At 56.0% G+C, this 20,273-nt stretch carries 20 protein-coding genes; 10 read left to right on the forward strand and 10 right to left on the reverse strand.

Annotated features, from left to right (window positions below; all coding sequences use genetic code 11):
- Positions 1 to 67 precede the first annotated feature (67 nt).
- From HEQ34_RS06520 to HEQ34_RS06540, 5 genes are all read left to right on the forward strand, one after another.
- On the forward strand, positions 68 to 1,270 hold the full coding sequence (locus tag HEQ34_RS06520; protein WP_296198928.1) for a serine hydrolase: 1,203 nt from the start codon (positions 68 to 70) through the stop codon (positions 1,268 to 1,270).
- A gap of 122 nt (positions 1,271 to 1,392) precedes the next feature.
- Positions 1,393 to 2,502: a spermidine/putrescine ABC transporter substrate-binding protein gene (locus HEQ34_RS06525; protein ID WP_296198931.1), complete on the forward strand. Its 1,110-nt coding sequence runs from the start codon at positions 1,393 to 1,395 to the stop codon at positions 2,500 to 2,502.
- Positions 2,503 to 2,505: 3 nt separating this feature from the next.
- Positions 2,506 to 3,420, forward strand: a complete 915-nt coding sequence (locus HEQ34_RS06530) for an ABC transporter permease (protein ID WP_296198932.1) — start codon at positions 2,506 to 2,508, stop codon at positions 3,418 to 3,420.
- A complete protein-coding gene (locus tag HEQ34_RS06535) occupies positions 3,420 to 4,256 on the forward strand; it encodes an ABC transporter permease (RefSeq protein ID WP_296198936.1) in 837 nt (278 codons plus the stop codon). Before HEQ34_RS06530 ends, HEQ34_RS06535 begins: the two co-directional genes overlap by 1 nt.
- Positions 4,257 to 4,303: 47 nt before the next feature.
- The gene (locus tag HEQ34_RS06540; protein ID WP_296198938.1) at positions 4,304 to 5,434 is read left to right on the forward strand and encodes an ABC transporter ATP-binding protein; all 1,131 of its coding nucleotides are present in this window, start codon (positions 4,304 to 4,306) and stop codon (positions 5,432 to 5,434) included.
- Between the two features lie 11 nt (positions 5,435 to 5,445).
- Here HEQ34_RS06540 and HEQ34_RS06545 read toward each other — a convergent pair whose 3' ends face one another.
- From HEQ34_RS06545 to HEQ34_RS06560, 4 genes are all read right to left on the reverse strand, one after another.
- Positions 5,446 to 6,249, reverse strand: a complete 804-nt coding sequence (locus HEQ34_RS06545; RefSeq protein WP_296198941.1) for an FKBP-type peptidyl-prolyl cis-trans isomerase — start codon at positions 6,247 to 6,249, stop codon at positions 5,446 to 5,448.
- Positions 6,250 to 6,705: 456 nt separating this feature from the next.
- Positions 6,706 to 8,097 carry an aspartate aminotransferase family protein gene (locus tag HEQ34_RS06550; protein WP_296198943.1) on the reverse strand — a complete coding sequence of 464 codons (1,392 nt, stop codon included), beginning with the start codon at positions 8,095 to 8,097 and terminating at the stop codon, positions 6,706 to 6,708.
- 209 nt (positions 8,098 to 8,306) lie between these two features.
- A complete protein-coding gene (locus tag HEQ34_RS06555; RefSeq protein WP_296198945.1) occupies positions 8,307 to 9,044 on the reverse strand; it encodes a gamma-glutamyl-gamma-aminobutyrate hydrolase family protein in 738 nt (245 codons plus the stop codon).
- 22 nt (positions 9,045 to 9,066) lie between these two features.
- Positions 9,067 to 10,233, reverse strand: a complete 1,167-nt coding sequence (locus tag HEQ34_RS06560) for an isovaleryl-CoA dehydrogenase (RefSeq protein ID WP_296198947.1) — start codon at positions 10,231 to 10,233, stop codon at positions 9,067 to 9,069.
- Positions 10,234 to 10,342: 109 nt separating this feature from the next.
- Here HEQ34_RS06560 and HEQ34_RS06565 point away from each other — a divergent pair, with 109 nt between their 5' ends.
- The 4 genes from HEQ34_RS06565 (at position 10,343) to fdxA (ending at position 15,269) form a co-directional block, all read left to right on the forward strand.
- On the forward strand, positions 10,343 to 11,578 hold the full coding sequence (locus HEQ34_RS06565; protein ID WP_296198949.1) for an FAD-dependent oxidoreductase: 1,236 nt from the start codon (positions 10,343 to 10,345) through the stop codon (positions 11,576 to 11,578).
- Positions 11,579 to 11,684: 106 nt separating this feature from the next.
- Positions 11,685 to 14,384, forward strand: coding sequence for a helicase-related protein (locus HEQ34_RS06570; protein WP_296198951.1), 2,700 nt, complete (start codon positions 11,685 to 11,687; stop codon positions 14,382 to 14,384).
- A gap of 13 nt (positions 14,385 to 14,397) precedes the next feature.
- Complete coding sequence (locus HEQ34_RS06575; RefSeq protein WP_296198953.1) at positions 14,398 to 14,646, forward strand: S4 domain-containing protein; 249 nt, start codon at positions 14,398 to 14,400, stop codon at positions 14,644 to 14,646.
- A 284-nt stretch (positions 14,647 to 14,930) separates the two neighbouring features.
- On the forward strand, positions 14,931 to 15,269 hold the full coding sequence (gene fdxA, locus HEQ34_RS06580) for a ferredoxin FdxA (protein WP_296198955.1): 339 nt from the start codon (positions 14,931 to 14,933) through the stop codon (positions 15,267 to 15,269).
- On the opposite strand, the gene HEQ34_RS06585 is transcribed toward fdxA, so the two are convergent.
- Genes HEQ34_RS06585 through lipB form a run of 3 tightly spaced genes read right to left on the reverse strand, consistent with a single transcriptional unit; the run spans position 15,266 to position 17,532 of the window.
- Complete coding sequence (locus tag HEQ34_RS06585; protein ID WP_296198957.1) at positions 15,266 to 16,558, reverse strand: NADH:flavin oxidoreductase/NADH oxidase family protein; 1,293 nt, start codon at positions 16,556 to 16,558, stop codon at positions 15,266 to 15,268. The genes fdxA and HEQ34_RS06585 overlap by 4 nt on opposite strands.
- Positions 16,555 to 16,839 (reverse strand): hypothetical protein, encoded by a 285-nt coding sequence (locus tag HEQ34_RS06590; protein ID WP_296198960.1) that lies wholly within the window; start codon positions 16,837 to 16,839, stop codon positions 16,555 to 16,557. The genes HEQ34_RS06585 and HEQ34_RS06590 overlap by 4 nt, the downstream gene beginning before the upstream one ends.
- Before the next feature lie 15 nt (positions 16,840 to 16,854).
- The gene (lipB, locus tag HEQ34_RS06595) at positions 16,855 to 17,532 is read right to left on the reverse strand and encodes a lipoyl(octanoyl) transferase LipB (protein WP_296198962.1); all 678 of its coding nucleotides are present in this window, start codon (positions 17,530 to 17,532) and stop codon (positions 16,855 to 16,857) included.
- Between the two features lie 78 nt (positions 17,533 to 17,610).
- On the opposite strand from lipB, the gene HEQ34_RS06600 reads away from it, so the two are divergent.
- Positions 17,611 to 18,354 (forward strand): hypothetical protein, encoded by a 744-nt coding sequence (locus HEQ34_RS06600; RefSeq protein WP_296198964.1) that lies wholly within the window; start codon positions 17,611 to 17,613, stop codon positions 18,352 to 18,354.
- On the opposite strand, the gene HEQ34_RS06605 is transcribed toward HEQ34_RS06600, so the two are convergent.
- Genes HEQ34_RS06605 through HEQ34_RS06615 form a run of 3 tightly spaced genes read right to left on the reverse strand, consistent with a single transcriptional unit; the run spans position 18,344 to position 20,253 of the window.
- On the reverse strand, positions 18,344 to 18,931 hold the full coding sequence (locus HEQ34_RS06605) for a GNAT family N-acetyltransferase (RefSeq protein ID WP_296198966.1): 588 nt from the start codon (positions 18,929 to 18,931) through the stop codon (positions 18,344 to 18,346). The genes HEQ34_RS06600 and HEQ34_RS06605 overlap by 11 nt on opposite strands.
- 6 nt (positions 18,932 to 18,937) lie before the next feature.
- Positions 18,938 to 19,795 (reverse strand): oxygen-dependent coproporphyrinogen oxidase, encoded by an 858-nt coding sequence (gene hemF, locus HEQ34_RS06610; RefSeq protein WP_296198968.1) that lies wholly within the window; start codon positions 19,793 to 19,795, stop codon positions 18,938 to 18,940.
- The gene (locus tag HEQ34_RS06615) at positions 19,792 to 20,253 is read right to left on the reverse strand and encodes a tRNA (cytidine(34)-2'-O)-methyltransferase (RefSeq protein WP_296198970.1); all 462 of its coding nucleotides are present in this window, start codon (positions 20,251 to 20,253) and stop codon (positions 19,792 to 19,794) included. The genes hemF and HEQ34_RS06615 overlap by 4 nt, the downstream gene beginning before the upstream one ends.
- Positions 20,254 to 20,273 lie beyond the last annotated feature (20 nt).

A 20,273-nucleotide genomic window follows, 5' to 3' on the forward strand; every position in this document is an offset into this window, starting at 1 on the left:
AAGGTAATGTTGCAAAGGTAATGTCGCAAAGGTCACTTTAGGCATAAGGTAAATTGGGGGGAGCAGGATGAAAAAATGGATATTCGGGTTTTTGCTGGTCATGTCATCGGCAGCGGGCGGTTTCTGGGTCAGCGCGGACAAGGATATGAAAGCGCTCCTGTCCAGCCTGCCGACGGATGCTAACGTGCTGTTCTGGAGCGTAGAGCAACGCGACGCCGCGTTTCGTATGATTGATCGGATCCCCATCCTTGCTAAAGCCAATGTCATTGCGAAAGGCGACGAGGTATATCCTTTGCCCAAGGGCGCGCCGCTGACGATCGCAACGGATGTCGACGCCTATATGAAGGCGCAACGCACCGCGGGGTTGGTCATCATTCAGGATGGCAAAGTGCGGATGGAAAAATATGGTCTCGGTTTTGGCGCAGAGGGTAAATGGACGAGCTTCTCTGTCGCGAAATCATTCACCTCCACTTTGGTCGGTGCGGCGATAAAAGACGGCTATATCAGAAGCATCGATGACAAGGTTTCGGCCTATATACCTGATCTGAAAGGCTCGGCGTATGATGACGTAACCATCGAACAATTGCTCACGATGACGTCTGGCGTCAAATGGAATGAGGATTATGGGGACCCCAAGTCCGACGTCGCTTTGTTTAACACACATAAGGCCGAAAACGGCATGGACGTGACCGTCAGCTACATGCGCAAATTGCGGCGTGAGGCGCCTGCTGGTACAAAATGGGTCTATAAAACCGGCGAAACCAATTTGATTGGCGTGTTGGTCAGCTCCGCCACAAAGAAGACCTTGTCCGCTTATTTGTCCGAGAAGCAATGGGCGCCATTTGGCATGGAACAGGACGCAAGCTGGCTGTTGGGTGCGACCGGGCACGAGATCAGCGGTTGCTGCATTCAGGCATCGACGCGCGATTATGCACGTTTTGGCGTGTTCATGCTGGGCGGAGCAAAGGTCAAGGGCGCAAGCATCTTGCCCGACAACTGGATCGCGCCAGCGACGAGCAAGCAAGCCGACATCGGTATGCCCGGTAAGGGCTATGGCTATCAATATTGGACTTATGACGACGGCAGTTACGCCGCCCAAGGCATTTTCGGGCAGGGCATCTTCATTGACCCAAAGCGTAACCTTGTGATCGCATCGAACAGTAACTGGCCCAAGGCAACTGACCCCAACACGGTGGGTGCGCAGCGGGAAGCCTTTTACAAGGCTGTTCAAGCGGCGGTTGATGCAGAGGTAACGCCGCGCGCGAAATAGTTTTGTTGCGGTGTAAAACAATTAAATTGCGCCGCAAAATATGGAAAAAAGGGGCTTTTCTAAGTCTGGATATTAGTCCAGCATAAACGCCTCACAGACGGGGACTCAGAGGGAGATTGGCCATGGATTTTAAGACCTTTTTGCACGCAGGTAGCAATCGACGCTTTATGCTGAAAGGCATGGGCGTTGCGGCGGTTGGCTTCTCGCTGACTGGTGCGCTTGCTGGATGTGGCGAGAAAGAGGCGGCAAAGCTTGCCAATGGCGAAGAGGCCAAGCTGAACTTTTATAACTGGGACACCTATATTGGTGAGACCACGTTGGAAGATTACAAGGACAGCGCCGGCGTTGACGTGAACATGACTTTGTTCGCCAGTAACGACGAATTGTTCGCCAAGCTGCGCGCTGGTAACCAAGGCTATGACGTCATCGTACCGTCGAATGACTTTGTTGAGCGCATGGCCGCTGCGGATATGCTGGTTGAACTCGACAAGGCGCAGATCCCCAATTTCAAGAATATTGCCCCTGATTATCAGGATGTGCCTTATGATCCTGCGCGCAAATTTTCTATGCCTTACACATGGCTGGCGCTTGGCATTGGTTATCGCAAGTCCAAGGTGAAGTCGGTGCCGGATAGCTGGAAAGTCCTGTTTGACAGTGACCAATATAAGGGCCGCATTGCCGTGCTGTCCGAGGCTGGCGACATGTTCCGGCTTTATGGCAAATATCTGGGTAAATCGGTCAATGGCTTGACCGACGCTGATCTGAAAATGATTGAAGCGATGATGATCAAGCAAAAGCCGAACATTAAATCGTTCCATGAAGACAATGGGCAGGATCTGTTGCTGAAGGGCGAGGTCGATCTTGTCCTTGAATATAATGGCGACATTGCGCAGGCGATGGTTGAAGACCCCGACATTGGCTTTGTCATTCCCAAGGAAGGCAGCCAGCTAAATTCCGACAATCTGTGCATTCCAAAGGGTGCGCCGCATCCGAAAAATGCCCATGCTTTCATTAACTATTTGCTGGAAGCCGAAGCGGGTAAGAAGATAACCGAGACAATCCTCTATCCAACACCCAATGACGCAGCAAAGGCGTTGATGCCCGATGATTATAAAAATAATCAGGTCATTTTCCCGCCTGCGGCGGTTCTGGCGAAATGCGAATATGCCAAATTCAATCCAGAGTTGCAGCCGAAATATGAGGAGGCGTTCACCCGCGTTCGGGCGGCTTAATTAATGTCAGGGCCGTTGCAGGACTGGAAAAGCCAGAAGAAACCTTTTGCCGCCGTTGCCTCGGCACCGGTGTTCTGGCTTGCCCTGTTCTTCATCGCGCCCATGACCATCGTCTGGCTCTACAGCTTTGGGCAGAATGCTGGTCCAGCCGACATTGATATTTCCGGCACGCTCGACAATTACAAACGCGCGACCGAGTGGCTGTATCTTTCGATCTTCCTGAAAAGCCTTGCGGTGGCGGCGCTCACGACGTTGATTTGCCTCATCATTGGATTTCCCGTGGCAATGGCCATTACCTTTGTTGCGCCGAAATGGCGGCCTTGGCTGCTGCTCGGCATCATGCTGCCGTTTTGGACCAATCTGTTGATCCGCACATATGCCCTGATGGCGTTGATGGGCACCAACGGCTATATGAACAAGGGGCTGGGTGGGCTGTGGGAGGGCGCAAGCTGGTTGCGCACATTGGTGGGCATGCAACCGCTTGAGGCTTGGACGCCTGTGCAGTTGCTCTACAATAATTTCGCGGTCGTATTGGGGCTGGTCTATGTGCACCTGCCCTTCATGGTATTGCCGTTATATTCGGCGCTCGACCGGCTGGATAAAAGCCTGATTGAGGCCAGCCTTGATTTGGGCGCAGGCCATTTCAAAACCTTCATGCAAGTCGTGGTGCCGCTCGCGGCTCCCGGTATTGTTGCCGGCGTTATGATAACGCTCATCCCGGCATTGGGGGCATATCTGACGCCCGACCTTATGGGCGGCACCGATAGCCAGATGATTGCTAATGTTATCGAACGGCAGTTCAAGCGCGCCAATGACTGGCCGTTTGGCGCGGCTTTGTCCTTCTTGCTCATCTACGCAATGTTCATTTTGATTGCGCTGCAATCGATGCGGTCGAACAAAGTGAAGGAGGTGCGCTGATGTTTACCCGCACCGCGATCGCCCCGCTTGAATATACCCGCAAGCTTTGGATGCGCAGTTGGGTCGGGTTGACCATGCTGTTCCTCTATGCGCCGCTTATCGTCCTGATGATTTTCAGCTTTAACGACAGCAAGCGCAACGTGATGTGGAAAGGTTTCACGCTTAAATATTATGAAAAGGCGCTGAACAATGACAGCCTGGTCGAAGCGATGGTCAATTCGCTTACCATCGCGTTTTTGGCGACGATCGTCAGCCTGGTCATAGGCGCGCTGGCTGCGGTCATGCTCTGGCGCTTTCGTTTTCCATTCAAGGGGCTGGTCGAAGGTACCATGTCCTTGCCGATCATCGTTCCCGAAATATGCCTGGGCGTCGCGTTTTTGATCTTTTTCGCCAAGGTCGATTGGCCAACTGATCTGCCATGGCCGCTCAACCTGTCTGCGATTACCATTGCGCATATTACTTTCTGCTTTCCCTTTGTCGCTATGGTCGTGCGCGCGCGGCTGGCGAGTTTTAACAATGAAGAGGAAGAGGCGGCAAAGGACCTTGGCGCGACGGAGTGGCAGGCGTTTCGCGATGTCCTGCTGCCGCATATAAAGCCATCTTTAGTGGCAGGCGCGTTGCTCGCCTTCACGCTCAGTCTCGACGATTTCGTCATTACCTTTTTCACCAGCGGTCCCGACACCATTACCTTCCCGGTAAAGGTATATTCGATGGTCCGCTTCTCGGTGACGCCAGAGGTTAACGCCGCGTCGACCATCCTCATCGTTCTCACTGTCGCCCTGACCTTCGTCGCGCTGAAATATCAGGGTGTGAAGGGCATATCGGACGCCCATTGAGATGCGCGCCTTTACTCGACACGAACGGACTTAGTTGGAACACTGATATGACCGAAACCAAACAGCCCATCATCCAAATCCGCAATGTGTCCAAACGCTTTGGCAGGGTGACGGCGGTTGATAATGTCAGTCTGGATATTCGCGCAGGCGAATTCTTCGTTCTGCTTGGACCTTCAGGCTGCGGCAAGACGACTTTGTTGCGGATGATCGCCGGGTTTGAATTGCCAACTGAGGGACAGATCCTGATCGATGGACAGGATATGAGCCTTGTTCCGCCCAATAAGCGTCCCGTGAACATGGTGTTTCAAAGCTACGCCGTGTTTCCGCATATGAATGTGACCGATAATGTCGGCTATGGCCTGCGCATATCCGGCGTATCGAAAGGCGAGATTCGCGACCGCGTGGCCGAAGCGCTGGAGCTGGTGAAGCTTGGCGGGTTTGAGGACCGGATGCCCGACCAAATGTCAGGTGGGCAGCGGCAACGCGTTGCGCTTGCACGCAGCTTGGTCATGCGGCCCAAGGTCTTGTTGCTTGATGAGCCACTCTCCGCGCTTGACGCCAAACTGCGTGCGCAAATGCAATTTGAACTGGCGGATTTGCAGGATAAGGTCGGTATTACCTTCGTCACCGTCACCCATGACCAAGACGAGGCGCTGTCGATGGCAAGCCGTGTTGCCGTGATCAATAAAGGCGAAGTCGCGCAACTCGCGCCACCATCGGATCTTTACGAATATCCCGCCAACCGCTTTGTTGCGGATTTCGTGGGTTCGGTGAACATATTTGAAGGCACGCTGACGCTGGATGAACCCGATAAGGCTGCCGTCGATTGCCCGGGCCTTGGTAAGGTTTACCTGAACCACGGTGTCACTGGCCCCCATGGAGCAAATGTCTGGATCGCGTTGCGGCCCGAAAAGATCTATCTGCACGTTCCCGGCGAAGGCAAAGCCGTCCGCGCTGCGGCCCAAGACGCGCCCGACGGCCACAATCTGGCGCGCGGTACGATTAAGGGCATGAGCTATCTTGGCGATGTCACTTTATACGATATTCACCTTGAAGGCGGCCAAATCATCCGCGTCAGCCGCCCCAACCTGTCCCGCCATGACCAGGACGATTTTACCTGGGGCGACAAGGTCAGCATGCACTGGCGCGCCGACAGCCCGGTTGTTTTGTTGAGCTAGAGGCCTCGTTCTCAATTGTCACCGCTTGGCGCTGGCCTCAAATCGATCAATGTGACGATGATGTTGCTTTGCGGCGATCCGTCTGCGGCTTTAGGCATGCAAAAACGATAAGTTGACCCTGTCTGCATCATTTTCAGGCTTTCGCTGAAGATCGGCGATGCTTGGTTCAACGGGATTTTCTCCCATTCGCGTTTTTGCTGCACTAGGCCGGTCGCGGCGTCGAAGATGGTGAAGTCGACCAAAGCCATGTCGCCATCGGTTGGCTTTTTGCCCGTGGCGGATTTCACGATTTCGAAACCGAGGCCCGTCGCGGTGGATTGCGAACAAGTGCGTTCGGCGGCGGGAATGACGGGTTTTGGTGGCGGGTTGGTGAAGGAGAGCAGATCAACCTCAAACACCAGATCGGCATTGGCCGGGATGGGGCCAGTTCCCGCTGCGCCATAGCCAAGCGCCGCAGGGATGCAGAGGCGGTAGCTGCCGCCCGGCTGCATCAGTTGCAGCCCCTGTGCAAATCCGGGAATGACGCCGCCAACGGGGAATTGGGCAGCTTGGCCGGAATCAAATTCGGTGCCGTCTGCGGTCAGCATGCCCTTATAATTCACAGTGACCTTGGACTCGGCATTTGGCCGATCACCATTGCCCGGCTTGATGACTGTGTAGGACAGGCCCTCTGGTGTTTTGACACTGCAGGTGAGCACGGGATTTTTTGGCTTTGCCGCTACCTGCGCCGCTGCTGAAGCAGGCGCAACTGCCAAGAGCAGGGCAGGGGTGAGGGCCGCCGTAATGAAGGCGCGTTGGAGCATTGGTGATGTCATAGAAGCCTTCGATAGTGACTGGTCGTCATTTGTCCAGTTGGGTTTTATACGTCTCAAACAGAGTGACCGAATTTGGAAAGTCACACTAAAGTCTCACCTAAAACGATGCGGTGCGTGGCGATTACAGGATATTCTTCATGCTGAGAAAGAGCCATGCCAGCCTTTTGCCAGCGCGGCGATTCTCTCAAATGAAATCCTACATTGCAAGCGGGATCCGAGCAGATGCGGAAACGCGTTCAGCATGCGGAAAGGGCTTGTGCGCCACTCTTGTCACTCCCCCCGTCATCGCCGTTACCCTCAATATCGCCGTCACCCTGAACTTGTTTCAGGGTCCATTTTTCCAGAAACCCTTTGGTCACGAGGCAGGATAGACCCTGAAACAAGTTCAGGGTGACGTTAGCGGTGTAAGAACAACTTCTCGCTGTAGGTCAAAGGGCTGCGGTTCCTTATTCGCCATTACCCAATCGCCCGCAATTTCGGCTCTGCTTCATCGAGCGATTTGTGAATGATGCCGACAAGCTCGTCAATTTGGGCAGTGCTGATAATCAGCGGCGGGCACATCACGATGCTGTCGCGGATACCGCGCACCATCAGGCCATTGCGGATGCAGATATCGCGGACCATCGGGCCTGCTGTGCCCTCTGCGCCGCCAAAGCGCGCGCCTGTTGCCTTGTCCGCCACAATCTCGACCGCGCCAAGCAAGCCGATGGAGCGGGCTTCGCCGACCAGCGGGTGGTCACGCAAGGGGGCCAGTGCCTTGGCGAGATATGGCCCAGTTTCATTGCGGACCCTATCGACCAGGCCTTCGCGTTCCATGATCTCGATATTGCGTAAGGCAACGGCGGACGCGACCGGGTGGCCCGAATAGGTATATCCATGGACGAAATCGCCGCCGGTCTTCATCACTTTGATGATTTCCGCGCTTACTGCGACAGCGGAGATGGGCAGATAACCAGACGATAGCCCCTTGGCCATCGCGATAATGTCGGGCTGGATGCCCATGGTTTCATGGCCCCAAATGTTGCCGGTACGCCCAAAGCCGCAAATAACTTCATCACAGACCAATAATATCCCATATTTGCGGCAAATCGCCTCGACCTGCGGCCAGTAATTGGCAGGTGGGATGATGACGCCGCCAGCGCCTTGTACAGGTTCGCCAATGAAGGCTGCGACATTTTCAGGGCCGACCTCTAATATCTTGTCTTCAATGGCTTGCGCACATGCCGTGCCGAAATCCTCCGGCGTCATGTCGCGGCCTTCATTATAATGATAAGGCTGACGCACATGTTCAATTCCAGCCATCGGCAGTATGCCCGGCGCGGGGAAGCCTTGGCCGTGCATCGCCTTCATCCCGCCCATGCTGACGCCCGCGACCGTGGAGCCGTGATAGGCATTATGGCGGCTGATGATGATAGTGCGACTGTGTTCGCCCTTCACTTGCCAATAATGGCGGACCATCCGCAATATGGTGTCATTGGCTTCGGAGCCGGAGCTGTTGAAAAACACATGCGGTAGGCGGCCACCTGTTAGGCTGGCAATCTTGTCCGCCAGCATGATCGCGGGCGCGTTCGCGGTTTTGAAGAAGCTGTTATAATATGGCAGCTCACGCATTTGTTCGCGCGCGACCTCGGCCAATTCGTCACGGCCATAGCCGACATTGACGCACCACAGGCCAGCCATGCCGTCCAATATGCGGTTGCCGTCGCCATCATGAATATAACAGCCTTCGGCATGGGTTATGATCCGGCTGCCGCCCAGATCCTCTATTTCCTGCCAATCGGCTTGCGCGGGCAGATGGTGGGCGATGTCCAAACGGCGTAGTTCGGCGATGTCGTAATTACGTGGCATGAAAAGGTCTCCTGAATATTCCCCTCCCGCAAGCGGGAGGGGTTAGGGGAGGGTGGGAGCCGCAGGCGAGCTATTTAATTTAGCCGTTGCAGGCCCACCCCCAGCCCCTCCCGCTTGCGGGAGGGGAGCGATAGGCGGCGCCCAAATCTGCCCTCAGGGCGAAAAGCCTATCCGCGCTTGATAGCGATTATATCGGGTCACTGTTTTGTTCACAGTTCGCCTCTTAACGCCTTTCCCAAAAGGTGGAAATAGGTTTGCGAATCCGGATCATTTTCTGTGCCCCATTCGGGGTGCCATTGCACCGCGAGCAAAGGCGCGCCGTTGGGCCGTGCGCTATAGGCCTCCACCAAGCCATCCGGCGCGCGGGCTTCGACTTGTAGACCATCTGCCAAGCGACCAATCCCTTGATAATGAACCGAGTTTACGTTCAATGCGCTTTTGGCATAAGCGCCCGCCAGTATGCCGCCATCGGTAAGATCGACCGCATGGCGATGGTCAAACATCGCGTCAAAGGCGACATCATCCGGCGCATGGTGGCGAAGCAGGGCATCATTAACACTGGTGTCGCGGCGTAAGCTTCCGCCCAAGGCGACGTTGATTTCCTGAAAACCACGGCAAATGCCAAATACCGGCTTTTGCGCATCGATCATCCGGTCCACCATCGACAGCGCGATCTCGTCGCGACCTTCGTCAAACGGGCCGTCGCCGCCATCTTCGTCATAAAGCCGCGTTGCGACGTTCGATGGGCTACCCGTCAGCAATATGCCGTCTATGCGCGGCGCGACGTCTGCGGCGGTCATCAGGTCGGGCAGGGAAGGGATGATCAACGCCGCAACATCGGCATAGGTCATGGCCGCGCAAATATAGCGGTTCATGACGGCTTGGGCGACCTCGCTACCGACCATGCGATTGCAGGCGATGACGCCCAGGACGGGACGTGCGGTCATAAAAGGCTACCGACCAATGCGCTCATCCAGCCGCTCCGATCAGCTCCCGGCCAATCAGCATCCGCCGAATTTCATTTGTGCCCGCACCAATGTCGAGCAATTTTGCATCGCGCCAATAGCGCTCGACTGGCCAATCCTTGGTATAGCCAGCGCCGCCGAGGGCCTGAATCGCTTCGCCAGCGACCTTCACCGCGCTTTCACTGGCAAGCAGGATTGCGCCCGCCGCATCAAAGCGCGTGGTCTGCCCCGCGTCACATGCGCGCGCGACATTGTAGACATAGCTGCGGGCAGAATTGAGCGCCACATACATGTCGGCGACCTTCGCCTGCATAAGCTGGAAACTGCCAATGGGCTTACCGAATTGCTTGCGTTCGCGCACATAAGGCAGGACCACATCCAAGCAGGCCTGCATCACGCCAAGCTGAAGTCCGGCGAGCACAACGCGTTCGTAATCTAGGCCGGACATCAATACGCCAACCCCGCCATGCAACGGGCCCATCATCTGTTCGTCGGATACGAAGCAATCGTTGAACACCAGTTCCGCCGTGGGCGAACCGCGCATCCCGACTTTATCGATTTTCTGGCCAATGGAAAAACCCTCCATGCCTTTTTCAATCAGAAACGCGGTGATACCACGCGACGCCGCTTCTGGCGCGGTCTTGGCATAGACAACCAAAGTGTCGGCATAAGGCGCGTTGGTGATCCAAAATTTGGTGCCGTTCAGGATATAACCGCCTTGAACCGCTTCAGCCTTGAGCTTCATCGACACAACATCGGAGCCAGCGCCCGCTTCGGACATGGCAAGGCTGCCGACATGTTCGCCGGAAATAAGCTTAGGCAGATATTTCGCCTTTTGCTCAGGCGTGGCCCAGCGTGCGATCTGATTGACGCACAGGTTGGAATGCGCGCCGTAGGACAAGCCAATAGAGGCAGAGGCACGGCTGACTTCTTCGACCGCGACAACATGCTCCAAATAGCCAAGACCAAGGCCGCCATCGGTCGGATCGACGGTAATTCCATGTAAACCGAGTTCGCCCATGGCGGGCCAAAGTTCATCGCGCGGGAACCAGTCATCCGCGTCAATTTTGGTCGCGAGCGGCGCGATTTTGTCGGTAGCAAAACGCTTCGTCGTTTCGCGGATCATGTCGGCATTATCGCCAAGGGCAAAGTCTAATGTCATGCTTGTCATGGCCTTGCTTTGCCAGTTAATTGCATATGCTGCAAGCATAGGACTAGCCAGTGGGCGACCTTTTGCCTACCGCTCAATAGATGTTTGTTAAGCGAGCGAATCTGCACTGATGCATTATGATATTCTTATTGTCGGTGGCGGCCACGGCGGCGCGCAGGCCGCGATTGCGTTACGGCAGGCCAAATATGACGGTAGCATCGGCGTGGTGAACGCTGAGCCTGAATATCCCTATGAGCGCCCGCCTTTGTCGAAAGACTATTTCGCGGGCGATAAAGCGTTTGAACGCATCATGATCCGGCCGGCGGCTTTTTGGGCGGAGCGCGGCGTCGATATGCTATTGGGATTGCGCGTTGAGGTGGTCGATCCATCTGCCCATAAGGTGACACTGTCTGACGGGGCGGCCATTTCCTATGGCAACATGATTTGGGCGACTGGCGGCAGTCCGCGGCCATTGCCCGTTGAGGGCGGTAATCTGCCCGGGATGCACGTTGTGCGCACGCGCGCGGATGTGGACGGGATGCTGGACGGCCTCGATGATGTTGCGGAGGTCGCGATTGTGGGTGGCGGGTATATCGGACTTGAGGCGGCGGCTGTGCTCTGTAAAATGGGCAAGAAAGTCTCTGTGCTGGAAGCGATGGACCGCGTGTTGGCGCGGGTTGCTGGCGAGCCCCTATCGCGCTTTTACGAGGCCGAGCATCGCGCGCATGGTGTTGATGTGCGCCTGGGTGTTGAAATACGTGGCATCCAGGGCGATGATTTTGTCACCGGTGTGCGTTTGGCCGATGGCGAAGTGATCCCCGCCCAAATGGTCATTGTCGGTATTGGTATTATTGCTGCTGTCGCGCCTTTACTGAACGCGGGCGCGGCGGGCGGGGCCGGAGTTGATGTCGATGCCTATTGCCGGACGTCATTGCCTGACATCTATGCCATTGGCGACTGCGCGGCCCATGCCAATGATTTTGCAGGCGGCCACGTTATGCGCGTTGAATCTGTGCAGAACGCCAATGATATGGCGAATGCCGTGGCCAAAAGCCTGACTGGTGCGTTGACGCAATATCATGCGGTGCCATGGTTCTGGTCCAACCAATATGATTTGCGCCTGCAAACGGTAGGCATCAGCGCGGGTTATGATTCCACGGTGTTGCGCGGAGACCCTGACACCCGCAGCTTCTCTTTGGTCTATCTGAAGGCCGGTAAAGTTATTGCGCTCGACTGCGTCAACGCGACCAAGGACTATGTCCAAGGCCGCTTGTTCGTGACCGAAGGACTGTCGCCCTCGGCTGAACAATTGGCCGATACCGACGTGCCATTGAAGGAACTCGCCGCAGCTTTGATGGCCAACTGATGTAAATTTGCCCCCAGTCCGTTCCGCCCTCACGGCCATTTTAGGCCCAACCAATACGGGTAAGACGCATCTTGCTGTCGAACGGATGTGCGCGCATTCCAGCGGGATGATCGGGTTTCCTTTACGCTTGCTGGCGCGGGAAATTTACGACCGCGTTGTCGCCATGAAGGGCGTGCAGAATGTTGCTTTAATCACGGGTGAAGAGCGGATCGAACCGCCGCAAGCCCGCTGGTATTGCTGCACCGTTGAAAGCATGCCCATTCAGAAGGAATTTGCCTTCGTCGCCATCGACGAAGCGCAATTGGGTGCCGACCCCGAACGCGGGCATATTTTTACCGACCGGATATTGCATGCGCGCGGCCGGGAGGAAACGATGATCCTGGGCTCGGAAAGTCTCCGCCCGATTATCCGTTCGTTGCTGCCCGATGCTGAAATCATCTCCCGTCCGCGTTTTTCGACATTGAGCTATGCTGGGGCGAAGAAGCTGTCGCGTTTGCCCAAAAGGTCAGCGATTGTCGCTTTCTCGATAGAACAGGTCTATGCGGTCGCCGAAACATTGCGCCGTATGCGCGGTGGCGCGGCGGTCGTTATGGGGGCGTTGTCACCGCGTACCCGAAATGCCCAAGTCGCGATGTTCCAATCGGGCGAGGTGGACTATCTCGTTGCGACCGACGCCATTGGCATGGGGTTGAACCTTGATGTCGCGCATGTCGCATTCGTCAGCCTGTCCAAATTCGACGGTTCGCGCCGCCGCCGCTTGACCGTCGCCGAAATGGCGCAGATTGCTGGACGTGCTGGCAGGCACCAGCGCGATGGTAGTTTCGGGACATTGGCTGGCGAGGGCAGCGAATTCACGCCGGAAGAAGTGTTGGCGATTGAGGGGCACAGTTTTCCGCGTCTGGATTGGTTGTATTGGCGCGAAGCCAATCCGCGTTTTAACGATATCGCGACGCTGATAGCGGATTTGGAGAAGAAGCCACATCGTCCGGGGCTATTGCCTGCGCCGAAGGTCATCGACCTGTTGGTGCTGAAACGCTTGGCGGAAATGCCCGATGTGAAAGCGCTCATCCGCCATCAGGTGGACGTTGCCCGTCTTTGGGAGGTCGCGTGCTTGCCTGACTTCCGGCAAATGGGCGAGGAGCATCACAGCCGATTCGTTGCGTCTTTATGGCAATATCTGGGACAAAATGACCGTGTCATTCCACAAGGCGTCTATGCCAGCGAACTCGCGCGGCTCGACAATATCCAAGGCGATGTCGATACGCTTTCGGCGCGAATCGCGGCGGTGCGGACATGGACTTATATCGCCCATCGGAGCGATTGGTTGACCAATCCGCCCGCCATGGCGGAACGCGCACGCGCGTTGGAGGAAAAACTGTCCGACGCGTTGCACGATGCATTGCGCCAGCGATTTGTCGATAAACGCACATCCATGCTGCTGCGGAAAAGCGCGAAAGACGTCGGTTTATTGCCTGTGGACATTCAAGCCGACAACCGTGTTCTGGTCGATGGGGAGGACATTGGAACTTTACAGGGTTTCGCCTTTCGGGTTGACCCGGCGGCCAAAGCAAGTGACCGTAAGCTGTTATTGGCCGCCGCCGAACGACATTTGGCAGCATATTTGAGACAAAAGGCAAAGGACGTAAGCATGGCAGAGGATAGCGAATTCTCGCTCGCAGCCGATGGAGAAGGCAAGCCCGCAATTTTCTGGCAGGGCGAAATATTGGGTGCGCTGACCAAGGGGCGGACACTGCTTCAACCTGCATTTACGCCGGTGAAGGCGGTTGCTGGCCTTGAAGGCGACGCGTTGCGCGAGATTACCACGCGGGCCGAAGGCTGGATTGCAGCGCAATTGGCGAAGGCCATGGGCGGCATAGTCGGGCTATTGGAACTCGCCCAGCAAGCAGATGTCGACGGCAATGTCCGCGCGCTTGCCGTGCGATTGGCAGACGAAGGCGGCATAGCCGGTCGGCATTATTTGGCCGATGCGATTGCGGCATTGCCTAAGGAAGCACGCGGCGCAGCGCGTAAGGGCGGCATCGTCTTTGGCGCGCTCGATATTTATCACCATGCCGCGCTGAAGCCAGCGGCGGCCAAATGGCGTGCAGCATTATTTGCGGCGCGCGACAACCGCACGATGCCCGAACTTCCGCCCGAAAGCGCGGTGCATTTGAAGGCGTGGAATTTTGCCAATGCCTCCGAAGCGCGCAATGCAGGCTATCGCCGGATTGGCGACGAATATGTCCGCATTGACCTGGCCGAACGGGTTATCAAAAAAGCACATGAAGCACGCGGGCAGGGTAATCTGTTTGGCATGGACATGGCGTTCGCCACGTCGCTGGGCATCAGCGAAGCCGGATTAAAGGCCCTGATGCGTGATGCTGGCTTCCGCCCGGCGGAGAAGGCGATCGAGCCGCAAGTTGTGCCTGAGACTGTTGCTGATAATGTGGTTGAGGCAATTGAGGTTGTTGCAGAAGATGTCGCGCGGACGTCCGAACCTGAAAAACTAGAGGCGGCGGTTCCCGCGGAACCCGAAGCGAGCGCCCCAGAGGCCGCCGCGCCGCCAGCAGCGGAGCCGGAGGCCATTACCCTGACGCATTGGCGCTGGGTTGGCCTTCCAAAGCCGCGCCCGCCCGAACAGCGTCAGCCACGCGCCAAGCCGCAACACCAGGCATCCCGCGCAACGGGTCAACCACAGGTCAAACAACAAGCCAAACCCGAGCGCGCACCCGTTGCCGCAAAGCAAACTGCCCAACCATCATCCCTTGCGTTGCAATTGGCGGCGCTAAAGGGGCTTAAGCTGTAGGGTCGGGGCGAATTTGCGGATCGATAAACTTCTGTTCTTTCTGCGATTTGCCAAGAGCCGGACGCTTGCCCAAAATTGGGCGGAGACCGGGCATATCCGGGTCAACGGTCGCCGGGTGGAAAAGGGTAGCCTGCCCATCGCCATCGGCGATGTCATCACGCTGCCCATTGGCGATGCTGTTGTATCGTTCAAACTTCTATCCATGCCAATACGGCGTGGTCCCGCGAATGAAGTAAAGCTTTGCTATCAGCTTATGGCCTAGGGTCAGGACCACTTAAATCCACCTTCGCGGCGTCAAGACGTCCTTCGGATTTGACCCATGCTGTCCATTGCCGCGTTGGCAAAGCTCGACTTAGAACCACTAAGCCTGCGCTTTGCCGCCTTGCACTGAACAGTATGGCCTCAAACCGCGAAGGTGGATTTAAGTGGTCCTGACCCTAAAATATGATGGGCAGTTGCATTCCGCCGTTGACTTCCGCCTACGCCTCGCAATAGGCAGAAAACTACAACGGCTACGCCGTCGCCGCCTTTGGGAGATTTCCGCAAGTGACTTATGTCGTTACCGATGCCTGCATCCGCTGCAAATATATGGACTGCGTTGAAGTGTGTCCGGTGGATTGCTTTTATGAAGGCGACAATATGCTCGTCATCAACCCCAATGAATGCATCGATTGCGGCGTCTGCGAACCTGAATGCCCAGCAGAAGCGATCTTGCCAGACACCGAAAACGGTCTTGAGCAATGGCTTGAATTGAACACGACCTATAGCGCGGAATGGCCGAACATCACCTCAAGTCGTGAACCGCCTGCCGATGCAGATGAATTTAAGGGCGTAGAAGGCAAGTTCGACAAATATTTCAGCCCCGACCCCGGCGAGGGCGATTAAGCTCTCGCGGCGCGGGACGCCTTTAACCAGTCTTTCTGATAGGCTTCCACTTCACGTAACGCGGCAAAAACCGTCACGTCTGGTGCTGTGCGGCCCGTGCGGCCGAGGGCGTAGATTTGGCTGTAAAACCAATATTGCGTGGCAAATCCCTCCATGCTGCGCAATATTTTGATCTTGCGTAAGCTTGAAAGCCATTCAGGCAGCAGCTTCAATTGGTTCTCGATCTTGGGTAACATCGCCATACCACCGAGCAGCCTCTTTGGCGCGTCGGGCATCACGCATAATGGCCGGGCAAGGCCGATGACGTCGGCACCGCCGTTGCGCAATGCTTGATCCATTGCCGATGCGCTGCGGAAACCGCCTGTAACCATCAAGGGTATTTTCAACTCGGCCTTCATCGCTTGGGCGAAATCAACAAAATAAGCTTCGCGGGAGAGCGTGGTTTCTGCGACATTCTGGGATTCTTCCGCCTCCATGCCTTGAATGCCAAGCAGCTTGGGTTGCTCATAGGTGCCGCCCGAAATCTCGATGAGGTCCACACCCGCATCCTGCAACCATCGGGCCACTTGCAGGCTGTCCTCAAAGGCAAAGCCGCCGCGCTGGAAATCGGCGCTGTTCAATTTGACGGAAATGGGGAATTGGGGTCCGACCAACGTGCGCACAGTGTTTATCGTGAACATCAGGAAACGGGCGCGGTTCACAAGGCTTCCGCCCCAACGATCCGACCGTTGGTTCGACCGTGGGCTTAAGAACTGCGAAATCAGATAGCCATGCGCGGCATGGATCTGAACGCCAGTAAATCCGCCATTTTTGCAATGCAATGCGGCCTGACCAAAGCGGCCAATGAGGTTAAGGATTTCGTCCTCGGTTAAGGCGACAGGTGTACCAAATTGTCCACCGGGTAACCCCAGCTTGACCGCAGAAGGTGCCTTGGGACGCGGGTTGACCGCGCGCATCGTCTGCCGTCCGGCATGGCTGATCTGTGCCCAGAAATGATTGTCGTTGCGGGTCGCAGCCTTTGTCCAGAATTGGAGGGCTGTCATCATCTCGGCGTCGGGATGTCCGTCAAAAAAGACGTTGCCAGGGCGCTCAAGATGGTCCGCATCAATATGAATATTGCCCGAAATATGCAGGCCAGCGCCGCCATCGGACCAAATGCCATATAGGCGTTGCAATTCAGGTGTCGGACGACCCAATGGGTCGGCAAGTCCCTCGGTCATTGCGGCCTTTGCGATGCGGTTGTTAAGCACGGCCCCGCAAGGCAGCGTCAGCGTGTTGCTTAGCCTCACTTGGACTCGCCGGACGCTTCGACTTTTGCCGTGTCTGCTGCATCAGTTTTGGCTGGGGCAGCATCCCCGCTTGCGACAGGCGCCGAAACATCTGTGCCAGACTGAACCGGCGCGTCGTCAATGGCTTCATCCGTGTTGATCATGTCGTCGCTGATCGTGCCTTCTAGGCTGTCAAGATTATCCATGCGCGTTTCGGTGGCCTGATTATCTTCCTTCGAACCGCCGCATGCGGACAAAAGCAGCATCATGGCAAGGGCAGGCGTAAAATTGCAAAAGCGCATAATATCCTCGTCGGTCTAAGTCGGCGCGACCGTACAATTTTCATCTGCTTTCGCAAGACTATTGAGAAAATCGGGGAAAGTGGACAGCAAAGCGGCGTCAAAATCTGATAGGGAGGCGTTGATACCTAACGCGGCGAGGCTGGTCACCGGATATTCCGAAATCCCGCAGGGCACGATGCCGGAAAAATGTTTGAGATCAGGGGCAATGTTTACAGCAAAGCCATGCATCGTGACCCATTTGCGAATGCGTACGCCAATCGCGCCGATTTTCGCCTCTTGGCCGTCTTGCGTGTCGCACCAAATGCCAATGCGCCCTTCGGCGCGTCGGGCTTCGATACCAAAATGGCCAAGCGCATTTATCACCCATCCTTCCAACGCATGGACGTAGCAGCGCACATCCTTGCCGTGGCGGGCAAGGTCCAATAGGACATAGCCAACGCGCTGGCCTGGCCCATGGTAGGTGTATCGCCCGCCGCGCCCCGTGTCATAGACTGGAAATTGCTGGCTGAGTAGTTCTGCGGGGTCCGCACTGGTGCCACTGGTGTATAAGGGCGGGTGTTCCAGCAGCCAGATAAGCTCTCTTGCGTTGTCATCACGGATGGCCCCCTGCAACGCCTCCATCCGCTTTAGCGCGTCTGGATAGGGTATTAGGCCTGTTGATATGTCCCAGTCGATATTGTGATCCAAAATCATGATGTGCCCTTTAGCATGATGCAAGCGGCTTGCCACCGCATATGTCTGCCTCTACGCCTCACACCCTAAGGAGAAGTTATGCCAAAGAAGCTTGATTATCGCGCTGTCTGGACTGACGCGCGGGCTTTGCTTGCGGCGCATAAAGAGGCGATTGCGGCAATCGCAGGCTTCTTCATTTTCATGTCGGCATGGATTTCGGCATTTCTCGTGCCGCCGCTGATCTTTGAAAATCTGGACAATTCGAATCAGGCTGTCGTGGAAATCAGCCGCTATTTCGAAGCCAACTGGCGCGTCCTTGTCCCGACGATGTTGGTAAACACATATGGCAGCCTGTCGCTGTACGTACTGATGTCGGGTCGTCGCTTGGAAAAAGTGGGTGATGCCTTTGGAATCGCAGCAGCATTATTCCTCCCTTATTTGCTGGCTAGCTTGCTCGTTAGCTGGGCCACCTTGGCTGGATTTTTTCTGCTGATAATACCCGGCCTCTATCTTTCTGGCCGCTTTGCAATATTGCCCGCCGTCGTCACGCAGGATGCTGGCGATGGTATAAACAAATCCGTTATCCGGACTTGGCGCGTTACAAGTAATTGCGGTTGGGCGATCCTGTTCTTGATGCTTTTCGTTGCCGTCATAGTGCGCATTTTCGCCGGTGTGGCCGATGCCGCGATCGTCGCCATTTGCCAGTCGATCGCTGGCGAAGATGGTATCCCGATTGTCGAGTCCGCCGTCAAGGCGCTGTTTGTTGCTTTGGAGGCTGTGGCCTTCATATTGATGTTAGTCGCCGTCAACCGCCAGCTTTCCGCGCAGACACCTAACCTATAAGCGGGATATGCGGCGCAGCATCGCGCGGTATGAGGCCATTAAGGCGTGGATCGGGGAAGGTTTCCAACTGCCGTTGATAGGCGGTGAAACCGGACCTCTGGTAAAAGGCCAGCGCATGGGGACCATCAAGCGTGCATGTGTGCACCCACATCCGCTGAACGTCGGCCTCCGCCCAGCCCATCTGTAGCGCCATCGCCATCAGCCATTTGCCATGACCCTTGCCAGCCAGTTCTGGCACAAGGCCGAAAAAGGCAATCTCGCATTGTCCGGCCTGCCGGAAATCAAGCTCCAATATCCCGACCTCAATTCCGCGTCGGTCTAGAACGGCCCAGATGCGCACCGCAGGGTCGTGGATGATGTGCAACAGGTCGGTGTCGTTAAGCTCAAGCCGGGAGAACCAAAGCCATGGTTCGCCAATTCGGCGATACAGCGTGCGGTACCTATCTGCCGTTGGCGCTTGCCATCGTTCTAACCGCAGCTCCGACGCTGGCAGCGGCCGCAACAGCGGACGGCGCGTCATTTCCAACGATGTTACAATGGCGCCAAGTTCGCCATGGGCAATCGGGCTAAATACCATGTGGGTTCAGGTCCATACAACTTCGGGTGGCAGGCTCATCAATATCGCGTCGACATTGCCACCGGTCTTCAATCCAAAGGCCGTGCCACGGTCATATACCAAGTTAAACTCGGCATAGAGGCCACGCCAGCGCAATTGCGTCTGCTTTTCTTCGGCACTGAAAGGTTGGTTCATGCGGCGGCGGACGAGCTTTGGAAAGATGTCGAGAAAGGCATTGCCGACATCGCGGGTGAACGCGAAATTCTGTTCAAACAATGCGTCGCTCGTGTTTTCGAGATGATCGTAAAATATCCCGCCGACGCCGCGATGGACGTTGCGGTGCGGAATCCAGAAATATTCGTCCGCCCATTTGTGATAACGTTCATACACATCGGGGCCAAAAGGCGCGCAGGCCGCACGGAGGTGCGCGTGGAAGTCGTCCGTGTCTTCCGCATAGGGAATAGGCGGGTTAAGATCGGCACCGCCACCAAACCAGCTTTTCGTTGTAACCAGGTAACGCGTATTCATATGCACCGCTGGCACATGCGGGTTTGCCATGTGCGCGACGAGGCTGATACCCGTCGCGAAAAAACTGGGGTCTTCGGCAGCACCATGAATGGTTTTGGCAAATTCGGGGTTGAAGCTGCCGCCGACGGTCGACACATTCACGCCGACTTTCTCGAAAACCTTGCCCTTCATCACCCCGCGGACACCGCCGCCACCGGGGGAGCCATCATGGTCGTTGCGGTCCCATGGGGTATATTCAAACGACGCGTCGGACCCTGCCTCACGCTCAATCGCTTCAAATGACGCGCAAATGCTGTCGCGAAGCGATTCGAACCATGTCCGCGCGGCCTGTTGGCGTTGATCTAATATCAGGGTCATCTCTCGCCTTTCGGGAATGAATGGGTCTGCCTAAGACCTTCTGCCAAAGCGATGCCAGCCGATACCGAAATGTTCAAGGATCGAAATCCTGCGGCCATCGGAATGTACACGCGCGTGTCGGCACGTGCATGCACATGCGCTGGCGCCCCCTTGCTTTCCGACCCCATGAGAATGATGTCATCGGGACGAAATGCGAATTGTGGAAGCGGGGTAGACGCCTTGCTGGACATCAAGACGATCCGCGCGCCGTCCAAAGTTTCGAGAAAGGCCGACCAGTCGGCATGACGTTGAAGCTGGACATGTTCCATATAATCCATGCCTGAACGTTTCAATGCGCGTTCTGAAAAGGCAAAGCCGCAAGGCTCGATGATATCGCATATGACGCCAAAGCAGGCCGACGTGCGCAAAACCGCTCCGACATTTCCGGCCATATCCGGCTGATACAGCGCAATGCGCATAACGAACTTCCCCGCTGAAA

The sequence above is a fragment of the Sphingorhabdus sp. genome, assembly GCF_023910635.1.
GTDB lineage: Bacteria > Pseudomonadota > Alphaproteobacteria > Sphingomonadales > Sphingomonadaceae > Sphingorhabdus_B.